The following is a 17900-nucleotide window of genomic DNA, read 5'->3' on the forward strand; positions in this document are numbered from 1 at the left end:
TGGCATTCGTACTCATGACAACTCCTCAACGCCTCATTATGAGGCACGTGGGTGTCTAGTGATTCCGGGCCGATTCAGGGCTCCACCATCTTCACTGCTCCCTTCAGAACAGAACTTTAATGTCACTGGCCTCAGCGAAGAGGCCACGCTTGGAACAGAACTTTAATGTCATCGCTGTTTGTGGATAACCTGTAACTTATTGATTTGCTGGGTTATCTCAGAACAGAGCTTTAATGTCAGGGACCAGGATCGAGACCACGCCCCTTTCCGGGGCCAACGGGCTGGCGGTGCCTGCCGTGTCCGTCAGTCAGAAGTCCGAGACGGTCGGATCCCTCATTACGCTGGTGCCCGATGCCCAGGAGGATGGCCAGATCCTGCTGTCTTTGGCCTATGACAACACGGTGGCCCAACCGCTCAAGACTGTCACCTTCGGCGACGATGATCATCCGCTGCAGTTGCAGCAGATGACCATCGAGGGCAACGGAACCGTACAGCAGCTGGCCCTGCAGCCGGGGCAACCGCTGGTGGTGTCCGGGTTCGACCGTCAGGTTTCCGAGTCCGCCGAACGCCGCCTGGTCCCCGGGGCCCCCGCGTTGCTCGGCGGCGGCGACCGGCTCGACGCTCAGCGGTTGACGACGGTGCTGATCATCACCGCCCGGATCGAAGAGGGTCTCTGACATGGCGCGCGTTACACGTCTCGTCCGTGTGGACGGCATCCCGCTGGCTTTCGGGCTGGACTGGGTGCCGCTGTTGGGCGACCCGGAGGACGCCCGGGCGCGGGCGGGTGGCCGGGGCGCTTCACACCGTGTGGTGTCGGGCGATCCACCCGCCGCGCTGGGGCTGGCGCACGGGCTGCCCGCCGGCATGGCCTGCTGGTCGGCGGCGGACCTGCTGGCGTGCCGCCATCCCCGCGGCACCGTCGCCTGCGTGCTGCCGCTCGGAACCGGCATCTGGCATGTGCTGGCGGCGCACGAGGGTGTCGCGCTGGCGCGGGCCGACCGGAGCTATCCCGAAGAGCGCCTGGCCCGCGATGCGATCGAGGCCCTGCGCCGGGTGCACCCGAAACTGGCGCTGCTCGCGGAGCGTTCAGGCCCGGACGCGGCGGCGCTGCTGCCGGACCTGGCGCGGCAAGCGTCGGGCCGTCGTCCCCTGGAACCGGTGCGGCGGCGCGGAGTGCGGCTGGCGCTGCTGGTCCTGGCGGCCGGCCTGGGTGTGGGCGTCTGGCTGCGCTGGGGCGGTGGCGTGGATGCAGCCGTCGCGTCCGGTTCCGATGCGCGGGCCGCCTGGCATGCGGCGCTTGCGCGGACGCTGGCGCGGCATCCGCTGCACGGCGAAGCCGGCACCCGGGCGCTGCTGGATGCGCTATACCGCCAGCCGGCCCGGCTCGGGGGCTGGTCCCTGCATGACCTGCGCTGCCAGCCCCGGCCGGACGGCACGCTCTGGCAATGCGTGGGTGAATACCGCCGCCAGGGGCGCCAGGCCGACAACCGCGCCTTGTTGCGGGCCGCCCCCGACGGCTGGCGTCTGGATTTTCCGTCCCTGGACGTCGCCCGCGCGGCCTGGACCCTGTCCCTGCCGGGTCGGAACCCCGAGCCGCGCGGTCTGCCACGCGCAGGACTGGTGGCCCGCGACTGGGCCAGCGCGCTCCAGGCGGTGCTGTCGGCCTTTTCCGTGCTGCGGCTCGATGCGGCCCGCCCGCTGGCGGTGCCGGCCCCGCACGACCCCCAGGGACGGGCGCTTCCCGTGCCCGGGGATTTCCCCGCCTTGTCCATCCGCGCCTTGCGGGTCGAAGGTCCGTTGCGTTCTGGCGCGCTGCTGGCGCCGCTGGCCGGGGCCGTCTCCTGGCGCAAGGCTGTCGTGACCCTGGCGCCGCACACCCGGGCGGACGTGCGCGCCAGCCGCCTGATCCTGCACCTTGAAGGAATCGTCTATGAAAACCGATCATGAATGCGCGCGCGGGGCGGTGGCCCTGTGGCCGTGCCTGGCGCTGGCGTCGATGCTCGGGGCGGGAGGCCTGCCGGCGCGGTCCCTGGCGGAAACGCCGCCCGTCGTCGTTCGGGCCGGCGTGCCTGCTCCGGCCGATCCGGCGCCGGAGGATCCTCACGCCCATTGGGAGACGCAGTCGGTGCGCGAACTGATGCGGCAGGATCTGCGCGATGCGTTGCGATCCGCGTCCGACGGGCCCGCAGGGCGTCCGGATGCGGGTCGGGAAATGGGCGTGCGTCCCGTTCTGGAGCCTCGCCTGGTGGCGATGTACGGCGTTGGCCGGACCCTGATGGCCGAGGTCCAGGTGGGCCGCCGGGCCTATCTGTACGTGCGGGGTCAGGCATGGCCCGCCGGGCATGCCGGAGATCGGGGCGTCTACCGGTTGCGTGGCATGAACGGCGCCTGCGTTCAGCTCGAACGCGGCGAGGACCGCCATTCGCTGTGCCTGCGCATGCTGCTGGGCGAGGCGCGGCCATGAAATCCTGGTCCTCCGCTCTGTCGCTGGCCGAGCCCCAGCCGCCCTTCGATCCCGCGCGGGCCGGCGTGATCGACCATCCTGGCCAGCTGTCGGCGCTGCGGCCGGCAGTGCGGCGTGTGCTGGCGCGAGAACTCGAAGTCCAGTCGCTGGCGGACCGGATCTGTCCGGTCGAGCGCGCCGACGGCAGCGTCACGCTGCTGGCCCGCGCCGAGTATGTCGGCAGCGACCAGGCCGATGCGCTGGAGCGGCGCCTGCGAGCCGCCGGCCTCGCCCTGTCCGAGCCTGCACGCTACATTCTGCCGGCGGCGCTGTTGCTGGCCCTGTCGCGCGAGGGCGGCGCGGCGGCGCTGGCTCAGGCGGGGGACCGCACGCCGACCGCCCTGGCCGGTGTGTTCCAGGATCTGATCGAATGGGGCGTGCGCCAGGGGGCGACGGACCTGCACCTGAACATCCATCGCGATGCGGCTGAATCCGAAGTCCGTTACACCGTGGCCGGCCGCTATGTCGCTCCGGCGCGCTTCCGCCACATGCCAACCGGCCTGTTGCGGGATGTGCTGGCGGTGGCCTGGATGGACATCCAGGGCGGCAACGGGGCGGTCTTCGACCCGCTGCTGGAGCAGCAGGGCAGTCTGCTGCGCCGTGTGGATGGCCGGGCCTATACCTTGCGCTGGGCTTCGCTTGCCGCCGACCGGGGCCCCAGCGTCTGCCTGCGCTTCCTGTCGCGCGACGACGGATCCGGGCCCGCGACGCTGGACGGACTGGGCTACCGGGGCGATCAGGTGGCCCGCTTCGAGCGGGTGCTGAAATCCGAGGGCGGCGCCCTGGTGATCGCGGGCACTGTCGGCTCGGGCAAATCGACGACGCTGGCGACCCTGATCCGCGGCCTGCCCGCGCATCGCAAGATCATCACCCTGGAAGAGCCGGTGGAATACCGGATCGACCGGGCCGTGCAGAACACCATCGGCCGCGACCTGGATCAGCAGGCCCACGGCCGCTACGCCGCCAAGCTGCGCACCCTGAAGCGTTCGGCCATGACCGACGTGCTGTTGGGTGAAATCCGCGACGCCGAAAGCGGGCTCGCCTTCATGGATCTGGCGGGGTCCGGCGTCAATGTTTACACCACTGTGCATGCGCCCTCGGCGCGCGCCATCGTCGATCGGCTGGCCTCCGACTTTATTGCCGTGCCGCGCGATTTCCTGGCCACGCCCGGCATTCTGAAGCTGCTCGTTTATCAGGCGTTGCTGCCCAGGCTGTGCCAGGGCTGCGCGGTGCCGGCCGGCCCCGCCGAGCTCGTGCGCCAGGGGCAGGGTGGCGGCGCCGGGCGCTGGCGGCAGTGGCTGGACTGGATCGGGCTGGCCTGGGACGCAGACCCGGAGGCCTTGCGCCTGCGCAACCCGGACGGCTGCGCGCGCTGCCGCCGCGCCGCGCTGCCGGAGCTCTTCGGCTACGACGGGCGGACTGTCGCCGCCGAGTGTCTGGAACCGGGCCTGCCCGGCGCGGACGTCGACCACGGCCACGTGCCGGACCCGCATGCCAGCGCCATGGCGCATGCCATGGAAAAGGCCCTGGCCGGCCAGGTGGACCCGCGCGACGTCGAGGCGCGTTTCATGGCCTTCGAGACGCTGTTGCTACGCCAGGGCAGGCTGCCGGCCGACGGCGATGCGATACGCCGAGCGGGAGCGCCCCGATGAGGTGGGGGGCGACCATGCTGGCGCGGCTGCGGCTGCGCCTGGATGCCTGGCGTTTCTCGGGTGCGCGCGCGGACTACTTCGATTATCTCCAGGCGGTGTTGCTGGGCGCGCAGGGCCGCCTGACCGTGCGCGAGCTGTTCGACCGGGATGCCGCACGCCATGGCGCCGGCACGGTGCGCGGGCGCCTGTCCTGGACCTGGGCGCGGGCCTGCGAGGCCAGCGGCGGCGATCTGCGCATGACCTGGCTGGGCTGCTTTCCGGCGGACGAACTGGCCCTGGTGCGGGCGGCCCAGGCCTATGGCAGCACCCGGCTGCTGCATTGTTTCCAGGCCCTCTCCGACCATCTGGGGCTGCTGATCCAGGCGCGCCGCATGCTCTGGGCCACCCTGGGCGCGGCCGCCGCAGCCCTGATCGTGGCCAGCCTGTTGCTGCTGGCCTTGCCGCAATGGACGGTGCCGGCCTTGCGGCAGGCTTTCCAGGGGTTGCCGGCCGCCTACCTGGGGGATTGGTCGCGGGCGCTGTTCACTGGTGCGGACTGGCTGCGCGCCTGGGGTGCCTGGCTGCCGGCGGGGATCGCCGGGCTGCTGGCGGCGGGGTTGCACTCCCTGCCGCGCTGGCGCGGGCCGCTGCGCCGCCGTCTGGATCGCCATGGACCCTGGCGTCTGTACCGCCATGTCCAGGCCTTGCGACTGCTGGCCCTGGTGTCGATCCTGTTGCAACCCGGGGCGGGTGGCTCGACCCAGCTGCGGCCGGTGATCCTGCTGTTCCTGGAAGACGCCGGCCCCTGGCTGGGCGATCACCTGAGACGCGTCGCGGAACGCATCGACCAGGGATTGGCTGGCGCGGCGGCCTTCGATACGGGGCTGCTGGACTGGGAACTGTATTGGTACCTGGAGGACATGGCCGCCGCGCGCGGCCTTCAGGCCGGGCTGCAGGCCGCGCACCGACGGATGGCTGGCCGCTGGCTGGACCGCGTCCGTCATCAGGCCCTGACGCTGCGCTGGTCGGCGCTGCTGCTGGGCGTGGCCATCGTGCTTGGGATTGGCCTGTGGCACTACGCCGCGCTCGACGAGCTGCGGCGCGGCTGGATGATGTTTCATGCCGGCTCCTAGGGGCCGGACCATTCGCTCGCCGGATATCCGGCAAAGGAGGCTTCATGCAAGTATTGGCACAATCGCGCGCCGCGCGCCGCAGGCTGGGGCAAGCGGGGTTCTCCCTGGTCGAGGTCTCGATCGTCACCGCTATCGTGCTGCTGATCGCGGTCATCGGCATCCCCGCGATCGGCGGTTATGTGATGGAGAACAAGGTGCCCAGGGTCGGCCAGGAACTGGCCCGCTTCGTCATGCACGCGCGTGTCAACGCCGGGACTTCGGGCGACGTGCCCTATGAGCACATCGCCACGGCCAATCTGGCGGCCATGGTGGCGGACTCCACCGTCCTGACCCTGGCGAGCGACGGCGCGGTGCTGCACGGCCTGGGGAGCGGCGGTACGGTCGAGGTCGAACCGGCGGACGCCGGCGCGGCGTTCCTGTTGCGCCTGAGGCAGGTGAACCATGTGGCCTGCCCCTCGATTGCGTCCGTGCTGCAGCGCGTGGCCGACCGCATCACGGTGGAAGCCGATGGCGCCGCCGTTCGCACGGTCAAGGACGAATCCACGACCTACAACGCGCTGGCGGCGGAGTCGGCATGCGCCAAAGGGGACGTCAACCAGTTCGTGTTTCATGTTGGTTGAGCGTGCCGCCGGGAGCGCGCGCCGGACGCAGCGGGGATCCCTGCTGCTGGAATTCATGGTCGCCGCCGTCCTGAGCCTGCTCCTGGCGGTCTGGGCCGGGCATGAATGGGCGCAGCGCGCCCGGGCGCTTCAAGCCCGTTCCCTGGCCGCCTGGATGGACGTCGCCCGCGAGGCGGCCGAGTCCTTCCTTGCGCGCCATGCGGTTGAACTCGCGCATGCCGGGGCGGCCGATGCCCTGGCCGGACAGGGCTACGCCGACTGGGCGGCGCCGCAGTGGGACGAGTTGCGGTCGGCGGGCTTGCTGGCGGGTGGCTGGCAGGACCGGGGGCCGCTGCGCCGGACCCTGGGCCTGCGGGTGGTGCGGGAAGGCGAGTGCCCGGGGGCGTCCTGCCGCGTCTGGGGGCTGGTGCATGCGCGGCCCGCGCTGAGGACGTCCGCCGGCGGCGTGGACGAGTCGTTGGCGGCGGAATGGCTCCAGGCCGCCGAGGGGCGCGGACTGGTGATCTGGCCGCATCGGCCCGGCTTTCTGGGCGGCGCCGGCCTGCGTGTGCCGGTTCCGGAGGAGGGCGCGGAAGATTGGGCGCCGGGTGTCGTGGCCCTTGCGGCCCGTGTCCCTGCCGGGCAAATGGGCGACGCCGGGTCTGAAGACACCGACGCCTATCTCAGGGTGCGGGACTCCCGTGATCCGGATTTCCAGGGCGATGTCACGGCCCGGGGCGTGGTCCGCGGCGGGGTGCGCCTGGCCGCGCGCGACAGCTTGCACCTGGAGCGGGGCTGGGGGGTCGGCGAGGCCTGCGCGCCGGAGGGCGCCCTGGGCCGTGCCCGGGAAGGCTTGGGGGTGCTGGCCTGCCGGCAGGGAGTCTGGTCATTGCTGGCGCGCCCCGCCGGTGGCGGCTATATGCTCAACAGCCGCCGGGGATGCTTCAACGCCATGGGCGGCACTTCGGCCAATCCGGTGACGGGCGCCTGCGCATGTCCGGCGGGCTACGTCATGGCGCAGGTGGCCGAAAGCGGATCCATCACGGCCCCGGAAGGTCTGACCATGGGGTTTGTGTGTCTGTCACAGCAATGAATCCGGCGCGCGCGGCGCCGGCCACGCCAGGGACTGCATCCTGGCGGCCGGGGCCACGCCTTATTTACCGTTCCAGGCGGCGATCACGGCGCGTTCCTCGTCCGTCATCTGCGTCAGGTTGGCCAGCGGCATGTACTTGCTGGCGACGACCTGCTTGATCTGCTCGGCGTGCTGCAGGGTCTGCTCCTTGGTGTCCAGCATGATCCCGGCCGGCGCGGCGGCGAAGCCGGCCTGCGTGGGCTTGGCGGAATGGCATTCCGTGCAACGTGCGGTGATGATGCCGTGGACCTGTTCCAGCGTGACGGCGGCCTGCGCCGGCGCGGCTGCGGCACCGGCCTGGCTGGTCTGCGCGGCGGGGGCGGGCGTGGGGGCCGGGGCGGCGATCCAGCCGATGATCGCCAGCATCGCGACGCCGGCCAGCGGGTAGCGCAGATCGTTCTTGCCGGTATGGCGCAGCACGAAGTACTGGCGGATCACCGCGCCGGCGAAGATGAACAGGCTCATGATGACCCAGGCATATTCGTTCGTGTAAGTGAACGAATAGTGGTTGCTGAGCATCAGGAAGATCACCGGCAGGGTGAAGTAGGTGTTGTGGACCGAGCGCTGTTTGCCCAGCAGGCCGTCCAGCGGGTTCGGCTTTTCGCCGGCCTTCAGGGCCTTGACCATGCGGCGCTGTCCGGGAATGATCCAGAAGAACACGCTGGCCGACATGCAGGTGGCCATCAGCGCGCCAGTGATCAGGAACGCGGCGCGGCCCGGGAAGATCTGCGTGGTCAGCCAGGCGACCAGCACCATCATCACGCCCACGGCAATGCTCAACAGTCCGTCCCGTTCGACGGTGGGGCTGATGATGCGGCACAGGCGCGAATAGACGTTGTAGCCGATCACCAGGAACGCCACGGCCAGGATGCCGGCCTCGGTGCCGTTCATGTTGCGCGCCCATTCCCAGGGGCTGGCCGGATTGACCAGGTAGATGTCGGCGCGCAGCAGGTACAGCAGCATGAACAGGCCGAAGCCCGACAGCCAGGTGGTGTAGGACTTCCAGAACGACCAGTGCAGGTCGTCGGGCAGTTCGGCCGGATTGGTCAGGTATTTCTGGTTATGGTAGAAGCCGCCGCCGTGCACGGCCCACATTTCGCCGTATACGCCCAGTTTTTTGGCGTGTTCGCCCTTGGGCGCGTGCAGGCTCAGGTCGAGCATGACGAAATAAATGGATTCGCCGATCCAGGCGATGGCGGCGATGACGTGCAGCCAGCGCAGCAGCAGGTTGCCGTACTCAAGGAAAAAGCCTTCCATGAGAGTCTCCTCTTGGTTTCTTCGATCGTGGGGATTGCCGGGTCGAGCGTGGCGCTCAGCTGCCGCGATAGGTGGACCAGGTCCACGGTGTCACGACCAGGGGGACGTGATAGTTTTCGTCCGGATTGGCCACGCCGAAGCGCAGCACGACCTGATCGACGAAGCGGGGTTCGGGCAGCGGCACTCCCTTGCGGGCGAAGTAGTCGCCGGCATGGAAGACCAGCTCGTACACGCCCCGGGTCAGCGCAGGACCGCTGAGCAGGGGCGCGTCGCAGCGGCCGTCCTGGTTGGTGGCCGTTTGCGCGAGCAGGGTGCGGGAATCGCCATCGAGGCGATAGAGTTCAAGGGCGACGCCCTGGGCTGGCACACCGTGCACGGTGTCCAGGACATGGGTGGAGAGTTTTCCCATGGGATTTACGCCGGTCAATATCCTGCCAATAGGCCCCCGGTATGGCCGGACCCGGCGACTGGTTCGCCGGTTCGCGAATTGCCGGCGCGAGCCGGCGATTTTCGGGGCAGGACGGGTACGAATGATTGTAGACGAATTATTGTCAACAATTTGTGTTGACGATTCTGGGGTGATACACAATAATTGTCAACAATTTTCGTCATCAATCCATCCTGTCGTTTTCACCTATGGCCATGCTCCGACTGAAGCCCTCCCGCGCCGCCCAGGACCTGAAGGCGCCGCGCGCCTCGACCTTGCGCGACCCCCAGCCGGCCGGCGAACCGTCGGACGTCGATCGCGTCTATGGGGAAATCTTCGACGCCGCCATGGATCGCCGGCTGCTGCCGGGGGCCAAGCTGACCGAGTCCGCATTGTGCGCGGCCTTCGACTGTTCGCGCGGCACGGTACGGACGGCGCTGGCGCGGCTGGCGCACGACAAGATCGTGGCGATCGAGCCCAATCGAGGCGCTTACGTCTGGCAGGCCGCACCCAAGGAAGTGCGCGACGTGTTCGCCATGCGCCGCGCACTGGAATGCGTCGTGATCGACATGCTGACGGCGCTCGACGATGTGGCCGACCGGCTGGCGCCCCTGCACGGAATGGTCGAGCGCGAGCAGCGCGCCTTCGAACAGGGCGACCGCATCAGCTGGCTGCGGCTGTCCAACGCCTTCCACGTCGAACTCGCCCGCTTGCTGGACAACCAGGTGCTGACGGAAATGCTGGCCGGCCTGTGCGCCCGCACCACGCTGATCATCGCGCTCGGGGACGCCCCCGAGGACAGCACCTGCTCGTACCTGGAGCACAAGGACATTCTGGAACGCATCGCGCGGCGCGACGCCCAGGGCGCGCGCGCCGCCATGGACCACCATCTCAAGGATTGCGAACAACGGATGGACGCGGCGCCCGGATCCGACGCCGATCCCTGGGCCGCGTTGCAGCGCCAGCCTCTGACCCCATCGATCTGACCCCCATTCATCAGGAGACCCTCTCATGGCAGACAAGTCCTACCCCCGCGACCTGGCCGGCTATGGCCGCACCCCCCCGCACGCCAACTGGCCGGGCCGGGCGCGCGTGGCCGTGCAGTTCGTCGTCAACTACGAAGAGGGCGGGGAAAACTGTGTCCTGCACGGCGATCCGGGGTCGGAGCAGTTCCTCTCCGAGATCATCGGCGCGGCGGCCTATCCCGCCCGCCACCTGTCGATGGAGTCCATCTACGAATACGGCGCGCGCGCGGGCGTCTGGCGGATCCTGCGCGAGTTCGAGCGCCGCGGCCTGCCGCTGACCGTCTTCGGCGTGGGCATGGCGCTGGAACGCAATCCGGAGGTCGCACGCGCCTTCGTCGAACTGGGCCATGAGGTCGCCTGCCACGGCTACCGCTGGATCCATTACCAGGACATGCCCGAGGACATCGAGCGCGAACACTTCCTGCGCTGCGTGGAAGTCGTCACGAAGCTGCTGGGCCGCCACCCGGAAGGCTGGTACACCGGGCGCGACAGTCCCAACACCCTGCGCATCGTCGCCGAGGAGGGCAAGTTCCTGTACGACGCCGACTACTATGGAGACGACCTGCCGTTCTGGACCGAGGTGGATCTGGGCGGCGGCAAGATCCATCCCCAGCTCATCGTGCCCTACACCCTGGACACGAACGACATGCGCTTCGCTTCGCCGCAGGGCTTCAACACCGCCGACCATTTCTTCACCTACCTGCGCGATGCCTTCGACGTGCTCTACGCCGAAGGCGAGACCGCGCCGAAGATGATGTCGGTCGGCCTGCATTGCCGCCTGATCGGCCGGCCGGGGCGTTTCGCCGGCCTGCAGCGTTTCCTGGACCACATCCAGAAGCATGACCGGGTCTGGATCGCGACCCGCGCCGACATCGCCCGTCACTGGGTGAAGGAACATCCCTACACGCCCGCTTGATTTCCCCGTTTTCCGGAGCTTATATCCCCATGGCCTCTTCCAACCTGCCCGTCGGCACCGTCATCGACGCCCCCGCGGTCGACCTGCCCGCCTTCGCCACCCGTCATCCGAACCTCGCCAGCGAAAGCCTGGGCGCACAGGTGCTGTCCTGCTCGGACGAATTCTTCGCCAGCGCGCAGCGCATGCTGCAGGACGCCGAACCCGTCTTCATCGTCGGCAAGTTCGACGATCACGGCAAGTGGATGGACGGCTGGGAAACCCGCCGCCGCCGCAACGGCGGCCACGACCACGCCATCGTCAAGCTCGGCCTGCCGGGCACGATCAAAGGGCTGGACATCAACACCAGCCATTTCACCGGCAATTTCCCGCCTGCCGCGTCCGTCCAGGCGGCGTCCTGCGAAGGCGAGCCCGACGCAGGGACCGAGTGGGTCGAACTCGTCGCGGCCCGGTCGCTGCAGGGCAATGCCCATCACTTCGTCGAGATCGACGACGGCCGGGTCTGGACCCATCTGCGCGTGAACATCTTTCCCGACGGCGGCGTGGCCCGCCTGCGCGTCTACGGCCAGCCGGCCTGCGACTGGGACCGGCGCGACCCGGACGCCCTGGTCGAAGTGTCGGCCCTGGCCAGCGGCGGGCGTGTCGTTGCCTACAGCGACGCCCACTTCGGCATGCCCACCAGCGTCATCAAGGCGGGCCGCGGCGTCAACATGGGAGACGGCTGGGAAACCCGCCGCCGCCGCGAGCCCGGCTACGATTGGTTGATCCTGGAACTGGGCCACCCGGTCGTCGTGGAGAAAATCGAGATCGATACGGCGCACTTCAAGGGCAACTATCCCGACCGCGTCTCGCTGCAGGGCGCGCGGGTGGCCGAATCGACCGACCAGTCCCTGGTGACCCAGGCCATGTTCTGGCCCGAGCTGCTGGGCGAGCAGAAGACCGAGATGGACAAGCAGCACTTCTACGAAGGCGACGTCATCCGCAAGGTCGGCCCCGTTTCCCACGTGCGCGTGAACATGTTCCCCGATGGCGGCATCAGCCGCGTGCGCATCTGGGGCCGCCTGGCCCGCTGACGCATTCCCGCCGGATACGGCTTTTGACGCACAGGCGCTTGCGGGCGCCTGTTTTCACATCGAGGATTGCATGGCATCGACGATTCCTTCCTCCACCCTGGATGCCTGGGTGGACGCCCATTTCGACGAGCAGGTGGCGCTGCTGCGGCGACTGGTGGCCGTGCCCACCGACACGCCGCCGGGCGACAACGCCCCGCATGCCGAGACCGTGGCCACCCTCCTGGAAAGCTGGGGCTGGGAAGTCGAGCGCCACCGCGTGCCTGACGAGGAAGCGCAGGCCTACGGAATGCGCAGCATCACCAATCTGGTCGTGCGCCGCCGGTATGGCGAGGGCGGCCCCGTGCTGGCGCTCAACGCCCACGGCGACGTGGTGCCGCCGGGCGAGGGCTGGACCAGGGATCCCTACGGCGGCGAAGTCGTGGACGGCCGGCTCTACGGCCGCGCCTCGGCCGTGTCCAAGAGCGATTTCACCACCTATCTGCATGCGGTGCGCGCGCTGGAGGCGTGCGGCGCGCCCCTGAAGGGCGGCGTGGAGCTGCACTTCACCTACGATGAAGAGTTCGGCGGCCTCAAGGGGCCGGGCTGGCTGCTGGGACACGGCTTGACGAAACCGGACTATGCGGTCTGCGCCAGCTTCAGCCATGCCGTGGTCACGGCGCATAACGGCTGTCTGCAGTTCGAGATCACCGTCAACGGCCGGGCCACGCACGGGTCCGCGCCGCAGACCGGGCACGACGCCTTGCGGGCCGCCAGCCGCGTCCTGGACGAGATCTACCGTCAGGCCGATGCGCTCGACGGCATTGCGTCGCGGATCGACGGCATCACGCATCCCACCATGATTGTGGGCCGTATCGACGGTGGCACCCACACCAACGTGGTACCGGGCAAAGTGGTGCTGAAAATAGACCGTCGCCTGATCCCGGAGGAAGACCCCGCCGTCGTCGAAGCCAATGTGCGCGCCTTCATCGACGCCGCCGTGGCCGGCCTGCCGGGTATTTCGGTCGAGGTGCGCCGTATCCTGCTGGCGCGGGCTCTGCGGCCGCTGCCGGGCCATGAAAAGCTGGTCGCCAGCCTGCGCAGGCACGCGCGCACGGTGTTCGGCGAGGATATCCCGGCCGTGGGTACCCCGCTGTACGCCGACGCGCGGCTGTACGCCGAGCACGGCGTGCCCACCGTCATGTACGGGGCGGGACCGCGCACCGTCATGGAGTCGCGCGCCAAGCAGGCCGACGAACACGTTATGCTGGAGGACTTGCGCGGCGCCACCCGGGTGATGGCCGGCCTGCTGGCCGACTTCCTGGCCCCTGTCGCCTGAACTCTGGAATCCCTGTGGGAAACAAAAGATGAACGAAGCGGATACCGACGCCCTGTTGGAAAAACGCCTGGTGGACCTGGAGGTCAAGGCGGCTTATGCGGACGACCTGCTGGATCAGTTGAACCGCACGGTCTTTCGTCAGCAGCAGCAGATCGAGTCGCTGGCGCGCGAATTGCTGGCCATGCGCCAGCAGTTCTCGGCCGGCAACGCGCCGGGCGCGGGCGGGGCCGCCGACGAGCGGCCGCCGCATTATTGATCGCGGGCTCCGCCGTCGGGGCCCTTCCGACCCCGCCGGCGCGTCCGTTCAGGCCTTGCGGGCGATCAGCCCGTAGATGAACAGTACGATCAAGGCGCCGACAATCGAGCCGATCCAGCCCGCGCCCTGACCGGGTGCGTAGAGTCCCAGCGCGGCGCCCAGATAGCCGGCCACGATGGAACCGACGATCCCCAGAACCGTGGTCAGGATCCAGCCCAGTTTCTGTTCGCCGGGCATGATCGCCCGCGCGATCAGGCCGACGATGAAACCGACGACAATCATGCTGATGATACCCATCCACTACTCCTTTAAGGTTGAATGAAGCCGGTTCATCATAGGGCCGGGCAAGGGGTTCGTCCAGCGCGGGCGCATGTGTCGCGTGCCGCGACCGGGTCAGGTTCACATCGGTGGCCGATGCTGTTACCGTGAATGCTTTTGCGTTCGTCAGGAGCACGCAGCATGAGTCAGACGCCCGAATACCAGCCGCCCAGGGTGTGGACCTGGGACCAGCCCAGCGGTGGCCGTTTCGCCAGCATCAATCGCCCCGTGTCGGGGCCGACGCACGAGCGCGAGCTGCCGGTCGGCAGGCATCCGCTGCAGCTTTATTCCCAGGGCACGCCCAACGGGGTCAAGGTCACGATCATGCTCGAGGAACTGCTGGCCCGGGGCTGTCCGGGGGCGGAATACGACGCCTGGCTGATCCGCATCGGCGAAGGCGACCAGTTCGGCAGCGGCTTCGTCGGCGTCAATCCCAATTCCAAGATCCCGGCGCTGGTGGACCGCGGCGGCCCGGCCCCCATCCGGGTCTTCGAGTCCGGTGCGATTCTGACCTATCTGGCGGAGAAATTCGGCGCCTTTCTGCCGACCGAACCCGCCGCCCGCGCCGAATGCCTGTCCTGGCTGTTCTGGCAGGTCGGCAGCGCGCCTTATCTGGGCGGCGGCTTCGGCCATTTCTACGCCTATGCTCCCGTGAAGATCGAATACGCCATCAACCGGTTCGCCATGGAAGCCAAGCGCCAGCTGGACGTGCTCGACAAGCGGCTGGCCGGGCACGAATTCATCGCGGGCGATGACTACACCATCGCCGACATGGCGATCTGGCCCTGGTACGGCGCCCTGGCGCTGAACCAGGTCTATGGCGCGGCGGAATTCCTGTCGGCCGGCGACTACCGCCATCTGCTGCGCTGGGCCCGGGCAATCGGCGAGCGCCCGGCAGTGCGGCGCGGGCGGATGGTGAACCGCACCTCGGGCGATCCTTCCGAGCAGCTTCTGGAGCGCCACGACGCGTCGGACTTCGACACCCGGACCCAGGACAAGCTCCAGGGCTGATCGCCACGTCGCGCCTTGCAAGGCGCTCCGATTCGTCCGGCACGGGGCAGTCCGCAAATTGGAGCATCCCCCCACGTCGCGCCTTGCAAGGCGCTCCGATTCGTCCGGCACCGATCAGTCCGCAGGGGACTGATCGGTGTCCGGACTCATCCACAGTGATAGGCACAGGATGGCTAGGCCGGCCAGCGACAGGCCGGTGCCGACCCAGCCGGGCGAGGTCCAGCCGTGGCCGCCCGCGATGGCCAGGCCGCCCAGCAGGGGGCCCAGGGCGTTGGCGAAATTGAAGGCGGAATGGTTCAGCGCGGCGGCCAGTCCTTGCGCGTGCCGCGCCACATCCATCAACCGGGTCTGCAGGATCGTGCCCAGCGCGCCGCCGAAGCCGATGAAGAATACATTGGCCGAGAGCGTCCAGACGTTGCCTGCCGCCAGAGGGAACAGCGCGGTCATGGCCGCGCTCCAGAGCAGCAGTCCCGCCGCTGTCGGCATCGGCGCCCGGTCTGCCAGCCAGGGCACCAGGATGTTCCCCACGGTCAGGCCGACGCCGAAGACCGCCAGCACCGGCGGAACCGCATCGGGCGTCACGCCCGTCACTTCCAGCAGCACGTCGGCCAGGTAGGTGTAGACGGCGAACAGGCCGCCGAAGCCGATGGCGCCGACAGCCAGGGTCAGCCAGACCTGCGGTTGGCGCAGGGCGCCCAGTTCGCGCCAGGGACTGGCCCCTGGCGCGGGCGGACTGTGCGGCGCCAGCCAGGCGACCAGCCCCATGGTCAGCAGGCCGGCAAGGCTCACCAGCGCGAAACCCCAGCGCCAGTCCAGCGCATGGCCCAGCCAGTTGGCGAAGGGCACGCCGACGATGGTGGCCACCGTCAGTCCCAGGAACATGCGGCCCACCGCCTGATTGCGTTTGTCCTGCGGTACCAGCGACACGGCCATCAGCGCGCCGATGCCGAAGTACGCGCCGTGGGGCAGGCCGCTCAGGAAGCGCAACGCCAGCAGCCATCCATAGCTGGGGGCGAAGGCGCACAGGCCGTTGAACAGGGCGAACACACCCATCAGCGCCACCAGCAGGGTGCGCCGCGCCATGCGTGCGGCCAGCACGGTCAGCAGCGGGGCGCCCACCACCACGCCCAGGGCGTAGGCGCTGATGACGCGGCCCGCCGTGGGTGCGTCGATCCCCAGATCCCGCGCAAAATAGGGCAGCAGGCTCATGGTGGCGAACTCGGTGGTGCCGATGGCGAATGCGCCGATCGCCAGGGCGAAGAGCACCGGGCCGGCGGGCGTCCGGACGGCTCCGGCGGGTGATGGTTGAAACATGAAGAATCCGGCGGATGGGAAAGCCCGGTATTGTACTCAGGGGAAACCCTGATCGCAGGGGGCCGAGGCTGCCCGGTCGGGTCAGAGCAGCATGCCGCCCGACGCCTCGATCCGCTGGCCATTGATCCAGGCGCTGCCTGGCGCCAGCAGCGCTGCGACGGCGCCGCCGATGTCGTCCGCCTCGCCGACTCGGCCCAGGGCCGTGCCGCCGGCGATGGCGGCGTGGACTTCGGGGTCGTCACGCACCACGCCACCCCCGAAATCGGTGGCGATGGCGCCGGGCGCCAGGACGTTGACGCGGATGCCGCGCGGCCCCAGCTCTTTGGCGAGGTAGCGTGTCAGCACCTCGACTCCGCCTTTCATCATAGCGTAGGCCGCCTTGCCGGGGAACGAGAACCGGGTCAGGCCGCTGGAGATGTTGAGGATGCGGGCATCGTCCGCCAACAGCGGGGCCAGCGCCTGGGTCAGGAAGAACACGCCCTTCAAGTGCACTTCCATCATCTGGTCGAACTGCGCCTCGGTGGTCTCCAGGAAGGGGGCGTCGATGCCGGTCCCGGCATTGTTGACCAGCGCGTCCAGGCGGTCCCGGCCGAAGGTGTCGCGCAGCCGCGCCGGCAACGAGGCGGCCAGAGCGGGGAAGGCCGCCGTCCGGGCCGTGTCCAGCGGCAGCGCGAGCGCGGCGCGGCCCAGCGTCCGGATCTCGGCGACGACCTCCCGGGCCAGATCCTCGCGGGACCGGTAGGTCAGGACGATATCCCATCCCGCCCGCGCCAGATGCAGGGCGGCGGCGCGCCCCAGGCCCCGGCTTCCGCCGGTGATGAAGGCGAGGAGATGCGTCGGGGGGACGGAAGAAGAGGTGGCATGGGTCGCGGACATGTTCATGATGGATCTCCTGTGGATGGGTCGCCCGGAGCAGCCGGATGCGGTTTCCCCGTGGCGCCGCCCCGAGCGGTGCCGGGCTTGCGGAGCGGGTGGAGAAACTATATTGTTTTTAAAAAATCAGATAAATGGCTTTTATAGAACAATACATGTCGAATATTTCGATCAATAAGCGCCCGCCGGATCTCGAGTCCGCCTACACACCCTCGGCCGAGGATCTGCGGATTTTCATCCGGGTCGCCGCCCTGGGCAGCTTCACCCAGGCCGCTGCACAGCTCCGGCTGCCGCGCGCGACGGTGTCCACGGCCGTCCTGCGTCTGGAAAAGCGGCTCGGCGCGCGGCTGCTCCAGCGGACCACACGCCGGGTCGGGCTGACCGGAGATGGACATGCCTTCCTGGAACGGTGTGCGCCTGTGCTGGACGGCCTGGACGAGCTGGGCGGCTTCTTCCGGCGCCCGGACGGGCCGTTGGACGGCCGCTTGCGGGTCGGCATGCCCCTGGGTATGGCGACGGGTCCGCTGATGGCCCGTCTGCCGGAATTTCTGGCGCGCCATCCGGCCTTGCGAGTGGAAATCTCCAGCGCCGACCGCCGCGCCGACATGATCGGCGAAGGGCTGGACTGCGTCATCCGGGTCGGCTCGGTGGCCGATGAATCTCTTGCCTGCCGCCCTCTGGGCGCGATGCCCCTGGGCAATTTCGCCAGTCCCGATTACCTGCGCATCCACGGGCAGCCACTTGGCGCAGACGATCTGGTGCGCCACTGGCTGGTGGACTACCGCCCCAATCCTTCGGACGGGCCGGCGATGTTCGAATATCAGGATGCCGCCGGCCGCGTCGTCCGGGTGCCGATGCGGTCCCGGGTGACCGTGGACAACAGCGCGGCCTATGAGTCCGCCTGCCGGGCGGGGCTCGGTCTGATCCAGGTGCCGCTGGCCAGCGCCGCGCGCGCGCCGGGGCTGGTCGGCGTTCTGCCGGATTGTCCGCCGCCGCCGATGCCGGTTAATCTGTTGTTCCCCCACCACCGCCATCCGCCCCGGCGCATGCGTGTCTTCGCGGACTGGGTGGCGGAGGTGTTGAAATCCCTGGCATTCCAGGTCCTCGCGACTTCCTAGGC

At 68.9% G+C, this 17900-nt stretch carries 19 protein-coding genes; 14 read left to right on the top strand and 5 right to left on the bottom strand.

Annotated elements, in window-relative coordinates:
• The first annotated feature begins 233 nt into the window (after positions 1–233).
• Genes O4H32_RS10430 through O4H32_RS10460 form a run of 7 tightly spaced genes read left to right on the top strand, consistent with a single transcriptional unit; the run spans position 234 to position 6959 of the window.
• Positions 234–677, top strand: coding sequence for a hypothetical protein (locus O4H32_RS10430; protein WP_269358941.1), 444 nt, complete (start codon positions 234–236; stop codon positions 675–677).
• A gap of 1 nt (position 678) precedes the next feature.
• Positions 679–1947 carry a hypothetical protein gene (locus O4H32_RS10435; protein ID WP_269358943.1) on the top strand — a complete coding sequence of 423 codons (1269 nt, stop codon included), beginning with the start codon at positions 679–681 and terminating at the stop codon, positions 1945–1947.
• Complete coding sequence (locus tag O4H32_RS10440) at positions 1931–2464, top strand: hypothetical protein (RefSeq protein WP_269358945.1); 534 nt, start codon at positions 1931–1933, stop codon at positions 2462–2464. Before O4H32_RS10435 ends, O4H32_RS10440 begins: the two co-directional genes overlap by 17 nt.
• Positions 2461–4155, top strand: coding sequence for an ATPase, T2SS/T4P/T4SS family (locus O4H32_RS10445; protein ID WP_269358947.1), 1695 nt, complete (start codon positions 2461–2463; stop codon positions 4153–4155). Before O4H32_RS10440 ends, O4H32_RS10445 begins: the two co-directional genes overlap by 4 nt.
• Entirely contained in the window at positions 4152–5267 is a 1116-nt protein-coding gene (locus O4H32_RS10450) for a hypothetical protein (protein ID WP_269358949.1), read from the top strand. The genes O4H32_RS10445 and O4H32_RS10450 overlap by 4 nt, the downstream gene beginning before the upstream one ends.
• 44 nt (positions 5268–5311) lie before the next feature.
• Positions 5312–5887 (top strand): type 4 pilus major pilin, encoded by a 576-nt coding sequence (locus O4H32_RS10455; RefSeq protein ID WP_269358951.1) that lies wholly within the window; start codon positions 5312–5314, stop codon positions 5885–5887.
• Entirely contained in the window at positions 5877–6959 is a 1083-nt protein-coding gene (locus O4H32_RS10460; protein WP_269358953.1) for a hypothetical protein, read from the top strand. Before O4H32_RS10455 ends, O4H32_RS10460 begins: the two co-directional genes overlap by 11 nt.
• 60 nt (positions 6960–7019) lie before the next feature.
• On the opposite strand, the gene O4H32_RS10465 is transcribed toward O4H32_RS10460, so the two are convergent.
• Together O4H32_RS10465 and uraH are read right to left on the bottom strand one after the other, a co-directional pair.
• Positions 7020–8255 (bottom strand): urate hydroxylase PuuD, encoded by a 1236-nt coding sequence (locus O4H32_RS10465; protein ID WP_269358955.1) that lies wholly within the window; start codon positions 8253–8255, stop codon positions 7020–7022.
• A gap of 55 nt (positions 8256–8310) precedes the next feature.
• Positions 8311–8664, bottom strand: coding sequence for a hydroxyisourate hydrolase (gene uraH, locus O4H32_RS10470; protein ID WP_269358957.1), 354 nt, complete (start codon positions 8662–8664; stop codon positions 8311–8313).
• Between the two features lie 227 nt (positions 8665–8891).
• Between uraH and O4H32_RS10475 the strand changes: the two genes are divergently transcribed.
• From O4H32_RS10475 to O4H32_RS10495, 5 genes are all read left to right on the top strand, one after another.
• Positions 8892–9668, top strand: a complete 777-nt coding sequence (locus tag O4H32_RS10475; protein WP_269358959.1) for a GntR family transcriptional regulator — start codon at positions 8892–8894, stop codon at positions 9666–9668.
• A gap of 25 nt (positions 9669–9693) precedes the next feature.
• Complete coding sequence (gene puuE, locus O4H32_RS10480) at positions 9694–10623, top strand: allantoinase PuuE (protein WP_269358960.1); 930 nt, start codon at positions 9694–9696, stop codon at positions 10621–10623.
• 29 nt (positions 10624–10652) lie between these two features.
• Entirely contained in the window at positions 10653–11693 is a 1041-nt protein-coding gene (gene alc, locus O4H32_RS10485) for an allantoicase (RefSeq protein WP_269358962.1), read from the top strand.
• Between the two features lie 70 nt (positions 11694–11763).
• The gene (locus O4H32_RS10490) at positions 11764–13008 is read left to right on the top strand and encodes a M20/M25/M40 family metallo-hydrolase (protein ID WP_269358964.1); all 1245 of its coding nucleotides are present in this window, start codon (positions 11764–11766) and stop codon (positions 13006–13008) included.
• 28 nt (positions 13009–13036) lie between these two features.
• Positions 13037–13264 carry a SlyX family protein gene (locus tag O4H32_RS10495; RefSeq protein WP_269358966.1) on the top strand — a complete coding sequence of 76 codons (228 nt, stop codon included), beginning with the start codon at positions 13037–13039 and terminating at the stop codon, positions 13262–13264.
• 48 nt (positions 13265–13312) lie between these two features.
• Here O4H32_RS10495 and O4H32_RS10500 read toward each other — a convergent pair whose 3' ends face one another.
• Positions 13313–13561, bottom strand: coding sequence for a GlsB/YeaQ/YmgE family stress response membrane protein (locus O4H32_RS10500; RefSeq protein ID WP_269358968.1), 249 nt, complete (start codon positions 13559–13561; stop codon positions 13313–13315).
• A 162-nt stretch (positions 13562–13723) separates the two neighbouring features.
• Here O4H32_RS10500 and yghU point away from each other — a divergent pair, with 162 nt between their 5' ends.
• Complete coding sequence (yghU, locus tag O4H32_RS10505) at positions 13724–14593, top strand: glutathione-dependent disulfide-bond oxidoreductase (protein ID WP_269358970.1); 870 nt, start codon at positions 13724–13726, stop codon at positions 14591–14593.
• Between the two features lie 114 nt (positions 14594–14707).
• Here yghU and O4H32_RS10510 read toward each other — a convergent pair whose 3' ends face one another.
• The gene (locus tag O4H32_RS10510) at positions 14708–15907 is read right to left on the bottom strand and encodes an MFS transporter (RefSeq protein ID WP_269358972.1); all 1200 of its coding nucleotides are present in this window, start codon (positions 15905–15907) and stop codon (positions 14708–14710) included.
• A gap of 81 nt (positions 15908–15988) precedes the next feature.
• Positions 15989–16783 (bottom strand): SDR family NAD(P)-dependent oxidoreductase, encoded by a 795-nt coding sequence (locus O4H32_RS10515; protein ID WP_269359146.1) that lies wholly within the window; start codon positions 16781–16783, stop codon positions 15989–15991.
• A 152-nt stretch (positions 16784–16935) separates the two neighbouring features.
• Between O4H32_RS10515 and O4H32_RS10520 the strand changes: the two genes are divergently transcribed.
• Positions 16936–17898 (top strand): LysR family transcriptional regulator, encoded by a 963-nt coding sequence (locus O4H32_RS10520; protein ID WP_269358974.1) that lies wholly within the window; start codon positions 16936–16938, stop codon positions 17896–17898.
• Positions 17899–17900: the final 2 nt, after the last annotated feature.

It is taken from the genome of Castellaniella denitrificans (assembly GCF_027214045.1).
GTDB lineage: Bacteria > Pseudomonadota > Gammaproteobacteria > Burkholderiales > Burkholderiaceae_B > Castellaniella > Castellaniella denitrificans_A.